18 protein-coding genes are annotated in these 19,775 nt (G+C 71.8%); 8 read left to right on the plus strand and 10 right to left on the minus strand.

Annotated elements, in window-relative coordinates:
- The first annotated feature begins 134 nt into the window (after positions 1-134).
- The gene (locus tag AB0I52_RS06825; protein WP_363069641.1) at positions 135-935 is read left to right on the plus strand and encodes a VOC family protein; all 801 of its coding nucleotides are present in this window, start codon (positions 135-137) and stop codon (positions 933-935) included.
- A 179-nt stretch (positions 936-1,114) separates the two neighbouring features.
- Positions 1,115-3,508, plus strand: a complete 2,394-nt coding sequence (locus tag AB0I52_RS06830; protein WP_363069643.1) for a PQQ-binding-like beta-propeller repeat protein — start codon at positions 1,115-1,117, stop codon at positions 3,506-3,508.
- An 86-nt stretch (positions 3,509-3,594) separates the two neighbouring features.
- Here AB0I52_RS06830 and AB0I52_RS06835 read toward each other — a convergent pair whose 3' ends face one another.
- A complete protein-coding gene (locus tag AB0I52_RS06835; protein WP_363069645.1) occupies positions 3,595-4,203 on the minus strand; it encodes a hypothetical protein in 609 nt (202 codons plus the stop codon).
- Between the two features lie 255 nt (positions 4,204-4,458).
- On the opposite strand from AB0I52_RS06835, the gene AB0I52_RS06840 reads away from it, so the two are divergent.
- Positions 4,459-5,001 carry a hypothetical protein gene (locus AB0I52_RS06840; RefSeq protein ID WP_363069647.1) on the plus strand — a complete coding sequence of 181 codons (543 nt, stop codon included), beginning with the start codon at positions 4,459-4,461 and terminating at the stop codon, positions 4,999-5,001.
- A gap of 54 nt (positions 5,002-5,055) precedes the next feature.
- On the opposite strand, the gene AB0I52_RS06845 is transcribed toward AB0I52_RS06840, so the two are convergent.
- The 3 genes from AB0I52_RS06845 to AB0I52_RS06855 are packed head-to-tail and all read right to left on the minus strand — an operon-like array spanning position 5,056 to position 7,441.
- Positions 5,056-5,841: an enoyl-CoA hydratase/isomerase family protein gene (locus tag AB0I52_RS06845; RefSeq protein WP_363069649.1), complete on the minus strand. Its 786-nt coding sequence runs from the start codon at positions 5,839-5,841 to the stop codon at positions 5,056-5,058.
- A gap of 5 nt (positions 5,842-5,846) precedes the next feature.
- Positions 5,847-6,287, minus strand: coding sequence for an OB-fold domain-containing protein (locus AB0I52_RS06850; RefSeq protein WP_363069651.1), 441 nt, complete (start codon positions 6,285-6,287; stop codon positions 5,847-5,849).
- 5 nt (positions 6,288-6,292) lie between these two features.
- Complete coding sequence (locus AB0I52_RS06855; RefSeq protein WP_363069881.1) at positions 6,293-7,441, minus strand: lipid-transfer protein; 1,149 nt, start codon at positions 7,439-7,441, stop codon at positions 6,293-6,295.
- Positions 7,442-7,556: 115 nt separating this feature from the next.
- Between AB0I52_RS06855 and AB0I52_RS06860 the strand changes: the two genes are divergently transcribed.
- A complete protein-coding gene (locus tag AB0I52_RS06860) occupies positions 7,557-9,131 on the plus strand; it encodes a FadD3 family acyl-CoA ligase (RefSeq protein WP_363069653.1) in 1,575 nt (524 codons plus the stop codon).
- A 4-nt stretch (positions 9,132-9,135) separates the two neighbouring features.
- Here the strand turns inward: AB0I52_RS06860 and AB0I52_RS06865 are convergent, their stop codons facing one another.
- Complete coding sequence (locus tag AB0I52_RS06865) at positions 9,136-9,534, minus strand: PIN domain-containing protein (RefSeq protein WP_363069655.1); 399 nt, start codon at positions 9,532-9,534, stop codon at positions 9,136-9,138.
- Entirely contained in the window at positions 9,531-9,812 is a 282-nt protein-coding gene (locus AB0I52_RS06870) for a hypothetical protein (protein WP_363069657.1), read from the minus strand. Before AB0I52_RS06870 ends, AB0I52_RS06865 begins: the two co-directional genes overlap by 4 nt.
- A gap of 79 nt (positions 9,813-9,891) precedes the next feature.
- Between AB0I52_RS06870 and AB0I52_RS06875 the strand changes: the two genes are divergently transcribed.
- Complete coding sequence (locus AB0I52_RS06875) at positions 9,892-10,083, plus strand: hypothetical protein (RefSeq protein WP_363069659.1); 192 nt, start codon at positions 9,892-9,894, stop codon at positions 10,081-10,083.
- Between the two features lie 80 nt (positions 10,084-10,163).
- Here the strand turns inward: AB0I52_RS06875 and AB0I52_RS06880 are convergent, their stop codons facing one another.
- The gene (locus tag AB0I52_RS06880; protein ID WP_363069661.1) at positions 10,164-10,352 is read right to left on the minus strand and encodes a hypothetical protein; all 189 of its coding nucleotides are present in this window, start codon (positions 10,350-10,352) and stop codon (positions 10,164-10,166) included.
- A gap of 206 nt (positions 10,353-10,558) precedes the next feature.
- Positions 10,559-13,528, minus strand: coding sequence for a BTAD domain-containing putative transcriptional regulator (locus AB0I52_RS06885; RefSeq protein WP_363069663.1), 2,970 nt, complete (start codon positions 13,526-13,528; stop codon positions 10,559-10,561).
- Positions 13,529-13,764: 236 nt separating this feature from the next.
- Between AB0I52_RS06885 and AB0I52_RS06890 the strand changes: the two genes are divergently transcribed.
- Positions 13,765-14,997: an amidohydrolase family protein gene (locus tag AB0I52_RS06890; protein ID WP_363069665.1), complete on the plus strand. Its 1,233-nt coding sequence runs from the start codon at positions 13,765-13,767 to the stop codon at positions 14,995-14,997.
- Positions 14,998-15,104: 107 nt separating this feature from the next.
- Here AB0I52_RS06890 and AB0I52_RS06895 read toward each other — a convergent pair whose 3' ends face one another.
- Together AB0I52_RS06895 and AB0I52_RS06900 are read right to left on the minus strand one after the other, a co-directional pair.
- A complete protein-coding gene (locus AB0I52_RS06895; RefSeq protein ID WP_363069667.1) occupies positions 15,105-15,932 on the minus strand; it encodes a MerR family transcriptional regulator in 828 nt (275 codons plus the stop codon).
- A gap of 304 nt (positions 15,933-16,236) precedes the next feature.
- A complete protein-coding gene (locus AB0I52_RS06900) occupies positions 16,237-16,440 on the minus strand; it encodes a cold-shock protein (RefSeq protein ID WP_003967102.1) in 204 nt (67 codons plus the stop codon).
- Between the two features lie 353 nt (positions 16,441-16,793).
- Between AB0I52_RS06900 and AB0I52_RS06905 the strand changes: the two genes are divergently transcribed.
- Together AB0I52_RS06905 and AB0I52_RS06910 are read left to right on the plus strand one after the other, a co-directional pair.
- Positions 16,794-17,672 (plus strand): menaquinone biosynthesis protein, encoded by an 879-nt coding sequence (locus tag AB0I52_RS06905; protein ID WP_362962138.1) that lies wholly within the window; start codon positions 16,794-16,796, stop codon positions 17,670-17,672.
- Positions 17,673-18,024: 352 nt separating this feature from the next.
- Positions 18,025-19,749: a serine/threonine-protein kinase gene (locus AB0I52_RS06910; protein ID WP_363069669.1), complete on the plus strand. Its 1,725-nt coding sequence runs from the start codon at positions 18,025-18,027 to the stop codon at positions 19,747-19,749.
- Positions 19,750-19,775 lie beyond the last annotated feature (26 nt).

Consider the following 19,775-nt stretch of genomic DNA (forward strand, 5'->3'; position numbering starts at 1 on the left):
ACTTTCTGTGACGATGGCATTCGAGGGGTTGATATCGAATATATGTTCGTATTGGAGGGGCTGAGGCGCGCGCCGGGCGCCTCGCGGTTACGTTGGCTGTGACGAGCGTCACCGCGACGGAAGGATCCGGGCCCATGGCCGCATTCGCGCAGTCCGCGCCGTGCTGGGTGGATGTGCAGCTGCCCGACCTCGCGGCGGGCAGGCGCTTCTACGGTGAGCTCTTCGGCTGGACCTTCCGGGCGGGCGACGGGCCCTTCGCCGACGCCCTCAGTGACGGGGCCCTGGTCGCCGCGCTCGCCGCCAAGCAGGACGGCCGGATGCCGACCGCCTGGGGCGTCTACTTCGCGACCGACGACATCACCGCCTCCGTCGCCCGTGTCCGGGAGGCGGGCGGGCAGGTGATCACCGAACCGGTCCGGGCCGGCCGGTCGGGGGTGCTCGCCCAGGCCGCCGACCCCGGCGGCGCGGTCTTCGGGCTGTGGCAGGCGGGTGAACGCAAGGGCTTCCAGAAGCAGAACGAGCCGGGCTCCTTCTGCTGGACCGAGGTCTACACCCGGCAGAAGGAACGCGTCGACCCCTTCTACGAGCAGGTCTTCGGCTTCCGCTCCGTCGATCCGGACGAGGCCGGCACCGGCGCTCCGGGCACGGACGAGGCCGGTGTCGACTTCCGTATGTGGTCACCGGCCGGCACGGAACCCGGGCCGGACACCGCGATCGGCGGGCGCAGCGTCATCACCGACGCGTTCCCCGCCATGATGCCGAGCCATTTCCTCACCTACTTCGCCGTGGCGGACTGCGACGCGACGGCCGCGACCGTCCTGCGGCTCGGCGGCCGGGTCTCCGCACCGCCCTTCGACATCCCGTACGGGCGGATGTCGGTACTCCAGGACGACCAGGGCGCCGTCTTCGCCGTACTTCAGCCACCGGTGTCCTGATAAGGCCCGGAGTGATCCATGACACCCGCTTCTGCCCCCGGGTTCGCAACCGGCGCCTCGGCCAGGAACAATCGGGGTGCGCACCGTCGGGTGGTGCCCAGTGGTGAGACGCTGCACAGGGCGGTTTTTCGCGGGCCTCTGTCGACTGAGGTCCGTACGGGGAGGGTGGCAGGTAAGTGATGGAGCAGCTGACGCAGCACGACCCGAGGCGGATCGGCCCGTTCGAGGTGCTGGGACGGCTCGGGGCCGGCGGCATGGGGCTGGTCTATCTCGCCCGCTCGGCGTCGGGCCGGCGGGTGGCGATCAAGACGGTACGTACGGAACTGGCCGAGGACCAGCTGTTCCGGGTCCGCTTCACGCGTGAGGTGGAGGCCGCCCGCGCGGTCAGCGGTTTCTACACCGCGGCCGTGGTGGACGCCGACCCGCGTGCCGCCGTGCCCTGGCTCGCCACCGCCTATGTGCCCGCGCCCTCACTCGAGGAAATAGTGAATGAGTGCGGGCCGATGCCGACCCAGGCGGTGCGCTGGCTGGCCGCGGGCATCGCGGAGGCCCTCCAGTCGATCCACGGCGCGAAGCTCGTCCACCGCGACATGAAGCCGTCGAACGTGCTCGTCGTGGAGGACGGCCCCCGGGTCATCGACTTCGGGATCGCGTCCGGCGTCTCCAACACCCGGCTCACCATGACGAACGTCGCCGTGGGCACGCCCGCGTACATGTCGCCCGAGCAGGCGCGGGACTCGCGCAGCGTCACGGGCGCCAGCGACATCTTCTCGCTCGGCTCGACGCTCGTCTTCGCCGCGACGGGCCATGCGCCGTTCCACGGGGCCAACCCGGTCGAGACGGTCTTCATGCTGCTGCGCGAGGGCCCCGACGTCACCGGTCTGCCCGACGATCTGCGGTCGCTGATCGAGTCGTGCATGCAGATGGACGCCTCGCGCCGGCCCACCCCGGCCGAGCTCCAGTCCCAGCTCGCCCCGCACCTCTTCGCCTCCGGCGGCGACGACAGCGGTACGGCGTCGGCCTGGCTGCCGGCCTCCGCCACCGAGATGATCGAGCTGCGCCGCGGCGGCGGACGCGTGGTCGCCGCAACCCCTCCGGCCCCTGCCCCGGCCCCCGTACCCGTGCCGCCGCCCCCCGCCAGGACGCCGGGCGCCGACTGGGACACCGCCTGGCGCAGCGGCGCCGACCTGCGCCCCCAGCCTGCCTCGCCCACCTCGCCGCTGGAGGCCCCCGACGGGGGCGGACCGGTGCGGCTGTCCGGTGCGCAGGTGCCGATCGGCCCCGGTCCGCGGGCCCAGGACGTCCATGCCTCGGCCGCCGCCGAGGAGGCTCCGGCGACCGGCTGGGTGCGCCCGCCCGCCGGGGTGAACGGCGCGGTCCCGGCCGCCCCCGTGCCCGCTCCGGCGCACGCGCCGGACAACGCGGCCTCCGGTCCGGAACGCTGGCGGCCCTGGCGGTTCCGGATGTCGAACGACGTGTGGGGGACCCCTGTCGTCGTCGGCGGCCTGCTGTACGTCACCTCCTTCGAGGTCCACGCGCTGGACACCGGCAACGGGCGGCGCCAGTTCAAGACCCGTGACGTGGCCTGGGCGATGGCCGTGGACGGGGGCCGCATCCACGCCTCCGACGGCCCGTCGCTCTACGCCCTGGACGCGGTCACCGGCGCCGAGCGGTGGCGGCTGCGGACCGACGCGTGGGTGTACTCGCTCAAGGCCGACCGCGGCACGGTCGTCACCGGAACCCGGGGCGGCGGCGTCCAGGCGTGGGAGGCGTCCACCGGGGAGAAGCTCTGGGAGACCACCGGCGCGCAGACGGACTTCGAGACGGCGGAGGCCGGGCCGGCCGTCCACGACGGCACGGTCTACCTCTGGCAGGACGCCCGGCTGCGGGCCGTCGACGCCCGTACGGGCGTCGAGCGCTGGTCCTACCCGGTCGGCGACGCGGCCTCCTGCGGCGGGGTGCCGCTCCGGGTGACCCCGGCGCCGGACGGCCACGCGTACGTCTGCGCGGGAACCCGGGTCCTCGCGCTGGACATCGCCTCCGGCCGGGTGCGCTGGCACTTCGAGTCACCGGCGGTCTTCCTCTCGCCGCCCGCGTTCGCGCCCGGCCCGGCGGTCACCGGCGGCGGGGTGTACCTCGCGGACTACCTCGGCACGGTGTACGCGCTGGACGCCTCGACCGGCAAGGACCGCTGGCGCATCGCCACGGAGTCCCGCCAGTCGACCGAACCGGTGCTGGTGGCGACGGGGAACGTCCATGTCGGCAGCGGCAGCGCGCTGTACACGCTGGACGCGGTCACCGGCACCCCGAAGTGGCGGTTCGCGGCGGGCGGCGAGGTGGTGGGCGCACCGGTCGTCGCCGACGGGCGGGTCCACTTCGGCTCGGCCGACCACGTCCTCTACACCCTGGACGCGGCGGGCGGCCAGCTCCGCTGGAAGCTCGCCACGGGCGGCGAGATCACGGGTTCGCCGGTGGCGCAGGGCGGGGTGGTGTATGCGTGCAGCAAGGACCGCTGCGTGTACGCCCTGGACGCGCTGAAGGGCACCGGCACGGGCAACAGGCCCCGCGCGTAGCCGGACACGGGCCGCTTCAAGCGGGTTGCGCCCGGTCGCGGCCCTGTCCTCAGTCGCCGGACGGGCTTGAAAGGCCCAGGTGAGGGTCAGGGCTGTGGGGGACGGTCGTCCGGGGGACGACGGTCGTCCGGGGGACCCACGTACGGATCGGCCTCCGGCTCCGGCCAGGGGCCCGTCTCCATCGACGGGCCCGGCTCCCGTGTGGGCGGCCAGGTGTCGGGATTCTCGGACCCCGGCGCGTTGTACGGCCGGCTCCGGTCCGCCCGCGCCCCGAGCCGCGTACCACCGCGCCCCGACATCAGCGCCGCCCCCAGCAGCAGCAGCACCCCGCCGCCCGCCGCGAACGCCACGCCCGGCTGCAGCCCGGAACCGTCGCCCGAGACCGTCAGCTCTCCGGCCGCCTGGCCCTGACGGACCATCCACAGCACCGTGAACCCGAGGACCACCACGCCCGCGAGGACGACCAGCAGCCGGGACCGCAGCAGCACGCCGACGATCGTCACGACCGCGGCGAAGAGAAAGGGCAGCAGGATCGAACCGAACACGCCGGGGTGCGCCCCGGTGATGCCGGTGAAGAGGTCGCCGATCCGGTAATGCCGCCCGAGGCGGCCGTCGTACCAGTCACGGAAGGGGCTCAGCACGGCGGCCGCCGCTCCTGCGAGAGCGACGATCGAGCCGAGGACGTTACGGATCATCTCGGCCTCCAGCGGGTGTGCGGGGCGCTCCCGGGCCGGTGACGCCGATCAGCGCCGCTCTCGCCTCGACGCTACGCCGGGCGCATGCCCCTCGCCACCAGACGGCGGCGCGCAGACGATGACAAGATCGTGACAGGAGCATGACCGGGACGGCGATCGAAACCGGCCATGCTGTGCGCTACGGTGTCGCGCGGCTGTCCGCCGGCAGTGCCGAACACCGCACAGCCGAGCCACAACACAAGGGGGGCTGCATCGATGATGCGGCAGCACATGAAACTGACAGTGGTCCTGACCGCGGTGGTGCTCGCGCTCACCGGCTTCTCCAGCTCCGGCCACGGCCACGGCAGCAAGAGCAGGAAATCCGGCGGCAGCAGTAGTGGCGGCGGGTGCTCCAACTCCAAGAAGAGCAACGGCACCTACCACGACACCGACTACAACGATGACGACTACGGCTCGTCGGGCAGCTCGTCCAGCGGCTCCACCTACGGCACGGCCACCCCCGCCGCCACCGCGACGGACGCGCCCCGGGCGTACGTCTTCCGCTGCGCGACGCCCCGCAAGGGCAAGCGCAAGGCCGTCACCGCCTCCACCGTGCGGCTCAGCGCGAGCGCGGCCGGCAGCCACACCTACGAGGTCGACGTGACGTTCCTCGACTCGCGCGGCAACACCGTCGACACGGGTGAGGCGAGCGTGGCCGCGGACGGCGGCGAGACGAAGACCGTCTCCGTCCGGATGGACAGCCCGAGCAAGGTCTCCCGGGTGAAGAAGTGCTCGGTCACCGCCGAGCTCACCTACTGACCGGCAGCGAAGCCGGCACCGGCGGCGAAGCAGGTACCGGCAGTGGCTCCGTACTCACCGCAGCCGGTACCCGCCGCCACCGGCCCCCCTGCCCCGCCCCTCGAACAGCTCCGCCTGCCGTTCCGGCGTCAGGTTGCCGAGCGCGATCAGGTGCGGGGCATGGGCCAGTGCCTGCGTCCGCGCCGCCTCCTTCGCGGACCAGACGGCCCGTACCGTCCCCTGCACCGCCGCCGTCGGGTACGAGGCGATGACCGCCGCCGCCCGCAGCGCCGCCAGGACCGCGCCACCGGGCTCGGTGACCTCGCTGACCAGCCCGGTCTCGTACGCGCGCCGGGCCGTGACCCGTTCGGCCGTCCCCATCAGGGACATCCGGGCGACCTCACCGAACGGCATCCGCTGCGCCATCGAGATCGCCTCGTAGGCGCTGACCATGCCGTACGTGGTGTGCGGGTCGAAGAACGTCGCGTCCTCGGACGCGATGACGAACTCGGACTCGCCCAGCAGGTAGAACGCCCCACCGCAGGCCATCCCCTCCACGGCAGCGATCACCGGCTTCCACAGGTCGTTCGCCTTCGGCCCGATCGCGATCAGCGGATCGTCGATCGTGTACGGGGACGAGGGCTGCGGGACGTCCACGCCCCGGTCGATCCCGGTGCAGAACGCCCGCCCGCCGGCCCCCGTCACGACGACGGCCCGCACGTCGTCGTCGTACCGGAACGCCCGCCAGGCGGCCTTCAGTTCGGCGGCCGTCGCGAGGTCGATCGCGTTGTGCTTCCCGGGCCGGTCCAGGGTGAGCAGCGCGACCCCGGTCTCCTTGTCCGTCTCCGTGCGCAGCGCCATCGCCGTCACCGCTCCAGCAGCCAGCGGACCAGGGTCACTTCGGGGGAGACGGGGCAGAAGACCGCCCTCACCGCCGCCCCGATCCGCAGCCGCGACGGATCGACCGAGTTCAGCGGCGCGTCCGGCCCGGTCACCACGTTGCCGACCAGCCGGATCTCCGGGGCGTCGGCCAGTTCGACCACCACCGCGTTGTACGGGGCCTGCGCCGCGTAGGCGGGCAGCAGCGGTGGATGCGGCAGCACGTACGACCAGATGCGCCCGCGCCCGCTCATCGCCCGCCACCCGCTCTCGAACGACTGGCAGTGCGGGCAGCACGGCCGGGGCGGGAAGCGGAGCCGGCCGCAGTCCGGGACGGCGCACGCCTGGACGCGCAGTTCACCACGGGCCGCGTACTCCCAGAAGGGCGCGCCGTCCTCGTCCACGGCGGGCAGCAGCAGTCCATCCATCTCGGTCAGCTCCTCAGCAGTACGGCGGATGTGGGCACGCCCTCCCCGGCGGTGACCAGGCAGGTCGAGGCGTCCGGGACCTGGGCGGTGGAGATGCCGCGCAACTGCTTCACGCCCTCGGTGATGAGGTTGAAGCCGTGCACGTACCCCTCGCTGAGCCCGCCGCCGCCGGTGTTGACCGGCAGCCGGCCCCCGCTCTCCAGCGCACCGCCCTCGGTGAACGCGGCGCCCTCGCCGCGCCCGCAGAACCCGTACCCCTCCAGGGAGAGCGGAATGAGCGGGGTGAACGCGTCGTAGATCTGGGCGACATCGACGTCGTCCGGCCCGAAGTCCGCCTGCTTCCACAGCTGTCGGGCGGCGGCCCAGGCCGGACCGGTGAGCGGGTCGTCGTTCCAGTAGTTGACCATTCCGTGGTGCTGGGCGGGCAGGCCCTGGGCGACGGAATGGAGGTAGACGGGCTTCTGCCGGCAGTCGCGGGCCCGTTCGGCGGAGACGACGACGCAGGCCAGCGCGCCGTCCGTCTCCAGGCAGTTGTCGAAGAGGCAGAGCGGCTCGCTGATCCAGCGCGAGGTCATATACATGTCGCGGGTCAGCGGCCGTTCGTACATCACCGCGGCGGGGTTCTGGTTGGCCCGGTTGCGGCAGGCCAGTGCCACGTTGAAGAGGTGGTCGCGGGTCGCCCCGTACTCGTGCATGTACCGCCGGGCCAGCATCCCGATCTCGTCGGCGGGCCGCAGCAGCCCGTACGGCCGGGTCCACTGGGCGGGGGTGGGCAGTTGCACCGCGGTGTTCTTCCACGGCCGGGGCCCCGAGCCCCGCTTCCGCGACCGCCAGGCGACCCCCACACTCGCCTGCCCGGTCGCCACGGCGGCGGCGAGGTGCGCGAGCGTCGCGCAGGAGCCGCCACCGCCGTAGCCGACCTTGCTGAAGAAGGTGACATCGCCGGCCCCGATGGCCTTGGCGACCTCGACCTCGTCGGTCTCCTCCATCGTGTACGAGGCGAACGCGTCCACCTCCGACGCGGCGATGCCCGCGTCGTCGAGCGCCGCGACGATGGCCCGGCAGGCCAGGGTCTTCTCCGACTCGGGCAGATGTTTCGCGAACCGCGTCTGCCCTATGCCGGCTATCGCTGCCTTGTCCTTGAGCGTCGTCACCGCCACCTCCGAAGCCGTCATGACTGCTGACAGCGGAGGAGGCTACAGCTAATCTGACGGATAGTCAGCTACTGCGGTCCGCGAGGCCGGACGGTCGAAGACGGGAGGGCACGAGATGCGCGGCGACGAGGAATGGTCCACCGTCCCGAACCTGGTACGGGAGGCGGCGCGGCGGTACGGCGACCGCGAGGCGGTGGTCGAGGGGCGCACCAGGATCACGTACACGGAACTCGGCGAACGCGTGGAGCGGGCCGCCGCCGCGTGCATGGCCTCGGGGGTGGAGCCGGGGGACCGGGTGGCGGTCTGGGCGCCCAACACCCTGGACTGGATCGTCTCCGCGCTGGGCGCGGTGACGGCCGGCGCGGTCCTGGTCCCGCTCAACACCCGCTTCAAGGGCACGGAGGCGGCGTACGTACTGGAGCAGAGCCGGGCGAAGCTCCTCTTCGTCACGGGCACCTTCCTCGGTACGTCGTACGTGGCGTCCCTGCGCCGCGCCGACATCGAACTCCCGCACCTGGAAACGGTGGTGGTCCTCGCGGACACGGCCCCCGCCGACTACGTCACCTGGAAGGACTTCCTGGCCGCCGGGGAGCGGATCGCTCCCGAGCGGGTACGCGAACGGGCGGACGCGGTCGCTCCGTCCGCCCCCTCCGACATCATCTACACCTCGGGCACCACGGGACGCCCCAAGGGTGCGGTCATCAGCCACACCCAGACCCTGCGCTGCTACGAGATATGGAGCGAGCTGGCCGGTCTGCGCGAGGGCGACCGCTACTTGATCGTGAACCCGTTCTTCCACACCTTCGGCTACAAGGCGGGCGTCATCGCGTGCCTGATGCGCGGCGCGACGATGATCCCGCAGCCGGTCTTCAACGTGGACACGGTCCTCGCCAACATCGCCGCGGAGCGCATCTCGGTCCTCCCCGGCCCGCCCACCCTCCACCAGTCGCTCCTGGACCACCCGGCCCGCTCCAGCCACGACCTCTCGGCACTCCGCCTGGTCGTGACCGGCGCGGCGGTGGTCCCGCTCCGGCTGGTGGAGCGCCTGCGCACCGAACTCGGCATCGCCACGGTCCTGACCGCCTACGGCCTCTCCGAGGCGAGCGGCATCGTCTCGATGTGCCGCCGCGGCGACCCGGCGGAGGTCATCGCCTCCACCTCCGGCCGGGCGATCCCCGGCACGGAGATCCGGGTCCTGGCGGCCCCCGGCACCCCCGGCGAGGTCCTGGTCCGCGGCTTCAACGTGATGCGGGGCTACTTCGAGGACCCGGAGACCACGGCCGCCACGATCACCTCGGACGGCTGGCTGCACACCGGCGACGTGGGCGTCCTCGACGAGGACGGCAGCCTGCGGATCACGGACCGGATCAAGGACATGTTCATCGTCGGCGGCTTCAACGCCTACCCCGCGGAGATCGAACAGCTCCTGGGCCTGCACCCGGACGTGGCGGACGTCGCGGTCATCGGCATCCCCGACCCCCGCCTCGGCGAGGTCGGCAAGGCGTACGCGGTGCGCCGGCCGGGTGCGACGGTGACCGCCGACGACCTGATCGCCTGGTCGCGGCGCGAGATGGCGAACTACAAGGTGCCCAGGGGGGTGGAGTTCGTGGCGGAGCTGCCGCGCAACGCGAGCGGCAAGGTGGTGAAGGGGGAGCTGCGGGGGCGGGGGCAGGGGAGTGGTGGAGCCTGACCGGTCAGATCTTCTCCGCCGCCAGGCGGTGATGGCCGGCGGTGAGCAGCCGGATGTCCTCCACGTCGGACGTCAGGACCGTCACGCGGCCCGGGTGCGCCAGTGCGGTCGCACAGAGCATCGCGTCGATGGCGTACTTGTGACCGTGCAGTCCGGCGTTCCGGAGCAGCGTTGCGGCGGAGTGCGCGATCGACTGGCTGACCGGTTCGACCCGCAGACGCGAGAGTGTCCAGTCGAGCGCGGCGCGGTTGATCCGTGGATGGATCACCTCGACGAGCACGACGGCCGAGGTGATGACGGGAAGGTCCGCATCGCGGGCCGCCTCCAGCCACTCCTGGACCTCCCGGCCCCGTAGGACCGCTTGCGCCAGGCCTTCGCTGTCGAGGATCAGGGCACCGCTCACGCGGCCGTACCCGGCTCGGGTGTGCTGCTGCCGGTGAGCTTGGTGCGCTTGTCGCTCACCGCACGCGGATCGGCCGGCCCGTTGGCCTCCTCGAAGGCGGCGAGGAGCTCATCGAGGTTGTCGCGTTCGATCTGGCGCTGTGCCGCTTTCTCCAGGTACGCGGAGACGCCCCGCTTGCCGACCCGCTCGCGGATCGCGTGGAGCGTTCCGGCGGTGAGGGTCACGGAGATCCCGCTGCTGGGGCCGTCGCCGAGTGGGAAGTCGGAGCTCTCATCCATGCAGCAACTATAGCATTCGAAGTGCTATAACGTCGGTTTCGGTGGATGTGCCCAGCTGATGCGGGGCATGGTGACAGGCATGGCAACCAAGAGGTGCACGGTCACGCTGCCGGAGGAGATCCGCAGCGCGGTGGGGCCGGGGGCGTTCAGCGCGTATGTCACCCGCGCCCTGGAGGGTCAGCGGGAGCGTGACCGGCCGGCGGAGCTGGTGGAGCGGCTGGAAGGCGGCCCCCGGGTGACTCGGGCCCTCTGCGTGCTCAGGTCGCGCTGACCGTCCGGACGCGGACATGCAGCGACCGCGACGGCTCCCCCTCCGCGCCGCCGCGGCCGCTCCCCCGTCGAGATAGGTCGTCAGTTCTTCGGCTCCGAAGTGGCGTGCATGTCGTCGGTCGTGGCTTCGGCGCCAGTTGCGTGCATGTCAAGCGGCTTGACCGTGCCGCCGGTCGCATGCATGTCCTGGGTCTTGATCTTGCCCGCGTCCTCGCCGGTGGCGTGCATGTCCTGAGGCTTGATCTCCAGGTCCTTCTTCGCGTCAGCCATGATGGTCTGCTTTCCTTGGCTCTATGTGATGGGTCGGCGAGGCCCGCCCGGCTGTTCCCCCGTGGACTGCCGGGCGGGCCTCTCAGGGCCGTTCACATTAGTGCTCGGCCTTGGCGTCAATCCGTCTGCCCCCCGACGCGGCGGGTTGACATCCATGAGCGTGCCCGGCCTCGATAAACGAATGATGAACGCCCGCCGGTGCGTTGCTACATTGCCGCTGCCGAGGCGGCGGACGCCAGCAGTGCGCGCACCTCGGCGGCCTCCTGGGAGCCGAGCCGGTCGTAGATGGCCAGCGCCTCGTGCCAGCACACCTGTGCCCGCCCGAACTGGCCGATGCTGTCCAGGGCGCGGCCGAGCACCGTGAGTACGTTGCCCCTCCGCCACTCACCGCCGATGCCCCGCAGGGCGGTCAGGGCCTGTTCGGCCTTGGCCGCGGCGTCCGCCGAACTGCCGGACGCGAGGTCGACCTCGGAGAGGCGGAAGAGCGTCATCCCCTCCCACAGCCGCTGGCGGCTGTCCCGGAAGATGCCCAGCGCCTCCAGGAGGGCTTCCGCGGCAGTGCCGAACTGACCGCTCTGGGTCAGCGCCATGCCCAGTGCGTAGCGCCCGTTCGCACTGCGCAGGGCGTGCCCCATGCTGTCGTAGATGTCCGTGCCCTGCCGGGCCAGTGAGACCGCGCTCTCCGTGCGCTCCGTGGCGAGATGGATGCGCGAGAGATTGCACAGGGCGCTGGCCTCGCCCGGCCGGTCCTCGATCTGACGGAACCGTTCGATGGCCAGGGTGAGGTACTTCTCGCCGTCGTCGTGGCGGCTCTGGTAGAGCGCCATGATCCCGAGCGCGTTCGGTGCCCAGCAGCCGGGCAGCGGGTCGATCACGGTCTCGACGAGCCGCATCACCTGCTCCGCCTCGTCCTTGGCCTGGTCGAAGCGGCCCGATGTGTGGTGGACGTCCGCAAGCGTCATCAGGGCCCGCACCTCGGTGCGTTCGTCGCCAACCGCACGGGCGGCGTCCAGTACGGCGAGGGCCCTGGTCTCGTACTGCTTCGAGTTGGCACCGGACTCGCCCAGGTCGAGGGCGCACCAGAGGAGGTCGACGGCTCGGGGCAGCGTGTTCGGGGCGCACGACTGCCGTACGCAGGAGAGCAGCGGGCCGGCCTCGGCGTAGAGCCAGTCACGCGCCGAGTTCCTGTTCCCGAACGACAGCCCCGCGTGCTCCGTGGGCTCCAGGTGGTCCACCAGCCGGTCTCCCGGCCGCTCCAGCGCGTACACCCCCGCCGCCGTGGCCAGATAGAAGTCCAGCAGCCGCGACAGCGCCAACTCACGTTCCACCGGCGGCTGCTCGTCCCGCTCCGCGCAGGAACGCGCGTAGAGGCGCACCAGGTCGTGGTAGCGGTAGCGGCCCGGGGCCGCCGACTCCAGCAGGGACGTGTCGACCAGGGCCTCCAGGAGGTCCTCCGCCGTGTGCGGGTCCAGGTTCAGCAGGGCGGCCGCGGCGGCGAGGGAGATGTCGGGGCCGTCCGCGAGGCCCAGGAGGCGGAAGGCGCGGGCCTGGGCGGGTTCCAGCTGGCCGTAGCCGAGTTCGAAGGTCGCCTTCACCGCGAGGTCGCCCGCCTGGAGCTCGTCCAGGCGGCGGCGTTCGTCCGCGAGCTTGGCGGCCAGCACCGAAACCGTCCAGGTGCGGCGGGAGGCCAGGCGGGAGGCGGCGATGCGGATGGCGAGGGGCAGGAAGCCACAGGCGGCGACGACGTCGAGGGACGCCTTGCGCTCGGAGTTGATGCGCTCCTCGCCCACGATGCGGGTGAAGAGCTGGAGCGCCTCCTCGGGCGACATCACGTCCAGGTCGACCAGGTGCGCGCCCGCCAGGTCGACCATCCGGACCCGGCTGGTGACCAGCGCCGCGCAGCCCGTCGTGCCGGGGAGCAGGGGGCGGATCTGGGCCGCGTCGTGGGCGTTGTCCAGGAGGATCAGGATGCGGCGGCCGTCGAGCGTGGAGCGGTAGAGCGCGGCGCGTTCGTCGAGGGAGTCGGGGATCGCCGAGTCCGGTGTGCCCAGGGCGCGCAGGAACGCGCCGAGCACCGTCTCCGGTTCGGCGGCGCGGGAGCCCGCGCCCTGGAGGTCTACGTACAGCTGGCCGTCCGGGAAGTGCTTGCGGCCCTGGTGGGCGACGTGCACGGCGAGGGTCGTCTTGCCGACGCCGCCGATTCCGGCCAGCGCGGAGACGGCCATGACGGAGCCCTCGGCGGTGGCGAGGCGCTCGCCCAGCTCCCGGACGAAGGAGGCGCGGCCGGTGAAGTCCGGGACGGTGGCAGGGAGCTGAGCCGGGCGGACCGGGGCGGCGGCCGGGGTGGGATCGTCGGCCGGGCGGGCCAGTTCCTCGTCGGCCCGCAGGATGCGCTGCTGGAGCTGGGCGAGTTCGGGGCGCGGGTCGACGCCCAGTTCCTCGGCGAGCAGCCGGCGGGTGTCGGCGTACACCGCGAGGGCCTCGGCCTGGCGGCCGCTGCGGTACAGGGCGACCATCAGGAGCTCGCGCAGCCGCTCGCGCAGCGGGTGCGCGGCGGTGAGCGCGGTCAGTTCGGAGACCGCCTCCGCGTGGCAGCCGACCTCCAGGTCCAGGTCCAGGCGGGTCTCGGTGAGCTGGAGGCGCCACTCCTCCAGCCGGGTGCGCTGGTTCTCGGCGTACGGTCCCGGCACGGAGGCGAGCGCCTCGCCGTCCCACAGGGCGAGCGCCTTGTTCAGGAGCGCCCTGGCCCGGGAGCGGTCGCCCGCGGCGCGGGCCTTGTCGGCGCCGGCGGCCAGTTCCTCGGCCACGGTCACATCGACGGCGTCGGGTCCGGTCCGCATCGCGTACCCGCCGGAATCACTCGCCAGGGTCTGCGGGCCCAGGATCTTGCGGAGCCGGGAGGCGTACGTACGCACGGCGGCCAGCGCCTGCGAGGGCGGCTCGTCGCCCCAGATGGCGTCGATGAGTTCGGCGGCCGTGGCGGTGTGCCCGCGCCGCAGCAGGAGGGCCGTCAACAGGGCGCGCTGCTGCGGCGATCCGGAGGGCAGCATCTCGCCGCCCCGCCGGGCCCGTACCGGGCCGAGCACGGAGAAGCGCAGGTCCGTGTCGTCCGCCGGCCGTCGCTCCGGGGCTCGCTGTTCCGGAACGCGCACCCGTGGTCCGTCGTCACGGCCCATTGCCGCCTCCTGTCCTGCTCGCCGCCACTGCCCAGTGCCGCTCCGCACATGTCGGGACACCGCCGAGGAGATCCGGATTGCTCCATACCGTTGGTATCGCCGTCAACAGTCTGCCTTGTGAAGGGGGGGCACGTCAGCAGTGGGTGACTCTCTGCACGAGCCCTCGACAACGATTGTGGAACGGAGCCTCGCACAGATAGCTGACGGTTCGTCAGATCAACGCTACCGTGGGAGGCATGGAGACCTTCCCGAAGATCATCTCGGTGGACGACCACACGGTGGAGCCCCCTCATGTCTGGCGGGACCGGCTCCCGTCCAAGTACGCGGACTCCGGTCCGCGCATCATCCGGGCGCCCCTCAAGGAAATGACGTTCATGGGCGGAAAGTTCGCGCCCGTGATGGGTGCGAAGGGCGACGACGGACCGGTCGGCGACTGGTGGGTGTACGAGGACCTGCACCGCCCGCTCACCCGGCTCGACACCTCCGTCGGCTACGACAGGGACGAGATCAGGCTCGAAGTCATCACTTACGAGCAGATGCGCCCCGGTTCGTTCTCGGTGCCCGAGCGGCTCGCCGACATGGACATCAACCACGTGCAGTCCGCGCTCTGCTTCCCGACCTTCCCCCGCTTCTGCGGCCAGACCTTCACCGAAGCGAAGGACCGCGAACTCGGCCTGCTCGGAGTGCGCGCGTACAACGACTGGATGGTCGACGAGTGGTGCGGACCGGCCGCGCACGGCCGGCTCATACCGCTCACCCTCGTCCCCCTCTGGGACGCACAGCTGGCCGCCGACGAGGTCAGGCGCAACGCGGCGCGCGGAGTGCGTGCGGTGGCCTTCTCCGAAATACCTCCACATCTCGGCCTGCCGTCCATTCATACGGACGAGTGGGATCCGTTCCTCCGGGCCTGCGACGAGACGGGGACGGTGATCGCCATGCACATCGGCTCGTCCTCCAAGATGCCGTCCACCTCGGCCGACGCCCCGCCCGCCGTCGGCTCCACCATCACCTTCGCCAACTGCTGCTTCTCGATGGTCGACTGGCTGATGAGCGGCAAGTTCGAACGCTTCCCGAACCTGCGGATCATGTACGCGGAGGGCCAGATCGGCTGGATCCCGTACATCCTGGAACGCGCCGACGTGGTCTGGGAGGAGAACCGCGGCTGGGGCGGAGTCGCCGACAAGGTCCACCGGCCGCCGTCGGAGCTGTTCACCGAGCACGTCTACGGCTGCTTCTTCGACGACGCCTTCGGGCTGAAGAACCTGGACGCGATCGGCGTCGGCAACGTGCTGTACGAGACGGACTACCCGCACTCCGACTCGACCTGGCCCAAGTCCCGCGAGGTCGGGGAGGAACAGATGGGGCACCTGGACGCGGACGTGGTGGACCGCATCGTGCGCCGCAACGCGATCGAGCTGCTCGGGCTGACCCGGGACGGACTGTGGGCGGGGCCCGGCACCTCGGCGTGAACCGGGCGGATCCGGGTGCCGGGGCCGTCCGGGCGCCCGGCACGTGAAATAGGGGTGGGTGCCGTGGCCGTCCGGGCGGACGGCCACGGCACCCACCCCTCCCGCCGTCAGCCCCCGGTGACCGGCTCCTGGAGCTCCGTCACCCACTTCGCCTCGTCCTCGGGGCACTCCAGGCTGACCTCACGCGCGTACCCCGCCGACCGGTAGCCGGAGCCGTCGATCCAGCGGGCCAGGGCCTGCGCCGTCGGCAGGACGCCGTTCATCGGGCCCCGGTGGATGACGGTCGCCGCCTCGAACGGGGGCAGCTCGACCACCGTGACCCCGGTGTCGCCCAGCGGCCCCACCGGCGCGGAGACCGTCACCCCGGCGTGGACGACGACCGCTCCGCCGCCCTGAGGGGCGTCCTCGTAGCGCGCGATCCCGGGGCCCGTCGGGGCGACCCCGGCCCGGTCCAGCAGCGGGAACAGCTGCTCGTACAGCGGGCGGATCACCGGAGTGATGTCCCCCGGTTCGTAGCCGCCGGCCACCCCGGTCAGCTCCGCGACCCGTACCGCCGGAACGTACCTGACCACCACATCGTCCGCGGACATGTGTCCCTCGCTCTCGATCGACCGGAGCCTCGCCTCGACCTGGGCCAGCCGTGCCGCCGCCGAGGCCATCGCGGCCTCCAGCTCCGACCGCCGCAGCCGGAGCATCCCGCGCAACTCCTCGGGACCCACCTCCTCGTCGAGGACGGCCCGCACCTGCTGGAGCGTGAAGCCGAGATCCTTGAGGGCGATGATCCGGTTGAGCCGGGCGAGCTGGCCGCCGCCGTAGTGGCGGTAGCCGGTGACGGGGTCGGTGCTGTCGGGGTGCAGAAGCCCGATCGCGTCGTAGTGACGCAGCATCCGGGCCGACACCCGCCCGTACCGGGCGAAGTCTCCGATGGTGAACATGACGTCTCCCAGTGCACGGCCTCACACGGTGTCAAGGTCAAGGACCGCAGCTCCGCGGCCCGGGTGTGAGGCACACCACTGGAACCCGGCGGCCGCCGCGGACAGGACCTGACGTGGAGTATTCCCTGAGAGCCCGGATACGGGCAGGTGACCCGGACGCGTTCGGCGGCCTCTTCGCCCAAGGGGCGCCGGCCCTTGGGCACAGCCCCTTGGGCGCAGGCAGGAGCCCCGCTCCTCCGCCGGGGCGGAGGAGCGGGGCTCCTTGGGTACTGCGTTACCGGCCGCGATCGGCCGACCCGGGCAACTAGGCCGGGGTGACGTTCTCAGCCTGCGGACCCTTGGGTCCCTGAGTGACGTCGAAGTTCACGACCTGGTTCTCCTCGAGGGAGCGGAACCCGGACGCGTTGATCGCGGAGTAATGGACGAAGACATCCGGGCCGCCGCCGTCCTGGGCGATGAAGCCGAAGCCCTTTTCAGCGTTGAACCACTTGACGGTTCCGGTAGCCATAAGCCCTCCTTGGGCCAAAGGGTTGCCCTGCTCCAGAACCTGCAAAGAAGTCTGAAAACTACAAAAGCCTGCGGGTTACATGCTCCGCAGGCTCTGTACTGCAAGGGAAACCAAACTGCAACTTGGCGTTGAGCCTAGCACGCAGCATGTGCCGAAGGGTAGAGGGAAAGATCACTTCACTCGAATGTTTGATTGCCGTGTGCGCGCACGGTCCGAGAGGCCCTTCGGGCAGCTCGGGGAGCCCTTGCGGAGAGGGGCTCCGGCAGTATTACGGAGACCCCCGTGAGAGGGATCGTGCGACGCCGCGCGCCCCCGGTGGGGCTGTCGGGGCGCGGCAGGTCTAGCCTCGCGATGTGGACAATTCAACCGTCACAACCGTCGCAGGCGACGACCGTCGCAACCGGCCGCGCGTCGGCCACATCCAGTTCCTCAACTGCCTCCCCCTCTACTGGGGACTGGCACGGACCGGGACCCTGCTCGACCTGGAGCTCTCGAAGGACACCCCGGAGAAGCTCAGCGAGCAGCTGATCAGGGGCGATCTGGACATCGGCCCCGTCACCCTCGTGGAGTTCCTGCGCAACGCCGACGACCTGGTCGCCTTCCCCGACATCGCGGTCGGCTGCGACGGGCCCGTCATGTCGTGCGTGATCGTGTCGCAGCGCCCCCTGGAGGACCTCGACCGGGCCCGGGTGGCGCTCGGTTCGACCTCCCGCACCTCCGTACGGCTGGCGCAGCTGCTGCTCGCCGAGCGGTACGGAGTGACCCCCGACTACTACACCTGCCCGCCCGACCTCGGCGTGATGATGCAGGAGGCGGACGCCGCCGTCCTCATCGGTGACGCCGCGCTGCGCGCCAACCTGCACGACGCCCCCCGGCTCGGGCTCCAGGTCCACGACCTGGGTGCGATGTGGAAGGAGTGGACGGGACTGCCGTTCGTCTTCGCCGTCTGGGCCGCCCGCAAGGACTACCTGGCGGCCGAGCCCACCGCCGTGAAGAAGGTGCACGAGGCGTTCCTGGCCTCGCGGGACGTCTCCCTGGAGGAGGTCACCAAGGTCGCGGAACAGGCGGCACGCTGGGAGGCCTTCGACGCCGAGGTCCTGGAGCGGTACTTCACGACCCTCGACTTCCGCTTCGGACCCGCGCAGCTCGCGGGCGTCCAGGAGTTCGCGCGCCGGACCGGGCCGACGACGGGGTTCGCCGCGGACGTGAACGTGGAGCTGCTCGGCGGCTGAGCGCACGCGCCGGACTCGCGCGCCGGGCGGGTGGAATGCGCACCATTCCACCCGCCTCCCCTTTCCGTGTTCCCGCCGCGGCCTTCGTTCCGGGGGGAGATCCCGGTGAGATATCGATTCGGGTAATACGTGTCGAATGGCCGATTGGCGGGAAGCGTCGGAAGTATGTCCCCGGCGGCCCCCGCCAATCGCCCTGTCATCCGGAACGGCACATTCACGCCCTTTTCCGGTGATGAATGGCGTTGTTCGTTCCCTTGGAGACGAAATCGGCGGATGGTTTACGTGTGAGCCGATGACCTTCGCCTCTAGGCTTCGGTCGGAGGTCCGGCCGGTCCACAGGGGGAGTCCGCATATGCAGCCGCTGGAAGCCGGCGAACCGCTGAGCATCGGTGCCTACCGACTGCTCGGCCGACTCGGTGCCGGTGGCATGGGGCGCGTCTACCTGGGACGCAGCGCCGGCGGCCGCACCGTGGCGGTCAAGGTGGTCCATCCGCACTTCGCGCTGGACGAGCAGTTCCGCGCCCGGTTCAGGCGCGAGGTGGACGCGGCACGGCGGATCGGCGCCCAGTGGACCGCGCCCGTCCTGGACGCCGACCCGGACGCCCCCGTCCCGTGGGTGGCCACCGGCTACGTGGCCGGCCCGCCGCTCTCGGCCGCGGTCACCGAACACGGTCCGCTGCCCGAGCAGGCGGTACGCACCCTGGGCGCCGGCCTCGCCGAGGCGCTCACCGCGGTCCACGGACAGGGCCTGATCCACCGGGACGTGAAGCCCTCCAACGTCCTGCTCGCCCTCGACGGCCCCCGCCTGATCGACTTCGGCATCGCCAGGGCCATCGACGCCACCGCCTCGCTCACCTCCACCGGGGTCTCGGTCGGCTCGCCCGGCTACATGGCGCCGGAGCAGATCCGCGGCCTGGACATCTCGGGCGCGGCCGACATCTTCTCGCTGGGCGCGGTGCTCGCGTACGCGGCCACCGGCGCCGCCCCCTTCCTCGGCGACTCGTCCGCCGTACTGCTCTACAAGGTGGTGCACGAGGAACCCGAACTGGGCGATCTGGAGGGCGCGCTGCGCGAGGTCGTCGCCTCCTGCCTGGCGAAGGACCCGGCGCACCGGCCCACCCCGGCTCAGCTCGCGGAGCAGTTGGCACCGGGCGGCGCGGCGGCCCGGGTGGCGGCGGGCTGGCTGCCCGGCCCACTGGAGCGCGAGGTCAGCCGGTCGGCGGTCGCGCTGCTGGACCTGGAACCGCAGGAGGCCCCCGTGCAGTCGGGGCCGGTGCCGTTCACCAACGCCTCGTACGGGTTCAACGGGGGCTCCGCACACGGTGTGTTCGGCCCGCCGGTCGAACCGGCCCCCATGGCGGGCCCGGCCCCGGCCCCGCCGCCGTACCCGCCCGCCGCGGGAACGGACGGGGTGCCGGGGCAGCGCACCCCCGACCCCCGGTTCACCGTCGGCGTGAGCGCCGAATCCGGGCCGGGCGGGCGCCGGGGGCGCAGGCTGAGCTGCACCGTCGCCCTCGCGGTGGCCGGTGCGCTCGCCGCGGTGACGGTGGGCGGCGCCCATCTCTTCGACCTGATGCCGGGCGGAGGCGGCCGCGACACCGCCGGGCACGCGGACACCGGCCGGACCCCGGGCGCCACCGCGTCGGCCGAGCCGTCCGCACCGGCGGACGCCGCCACCCCGGCTCCGGGCGGCCAGGTCACCGAGGTGCCGAAGAGCTTCATCGGCACCTGGGAGGGGCCGATCACCGAGAAGACGACCGGCCAGTCGCACGGCACGCTCAACGTGGTGATCAGGAAGGGCAAGAAGGGCGCCGACGTGGTCCGTACGAGCACGACGGTCTCCAGCCTCGGCATCGAGGTCAGCTGCCACAGCATCGCGTCCCTCACCTCCGGCACCGACAAGGAGCTGACGTTCCGCGAGCGCGCCGATCCGGACCGCCCCGGCACCGCGGGCCTGTGCACGACCACCACCACGGACATCCACTTCACCCGCGCCGGAGACGACACCCTGCGCTTCCGGTCCGACGAGCGGGGCGCCGGGCTTCCGTACGGCACGCTCAACCGGTCCGGCGGCTGACCCGGAGCGGGGCTGGCGTACGCTGA

The organism is Streptomyces sp. NPDC050423 (assembly GCF_040655445.1).
GTDB lineage: Bacteria > Actinomycetota > Actinomycetes > Streptomycetales > Streptomycetaceae > Streptomyces.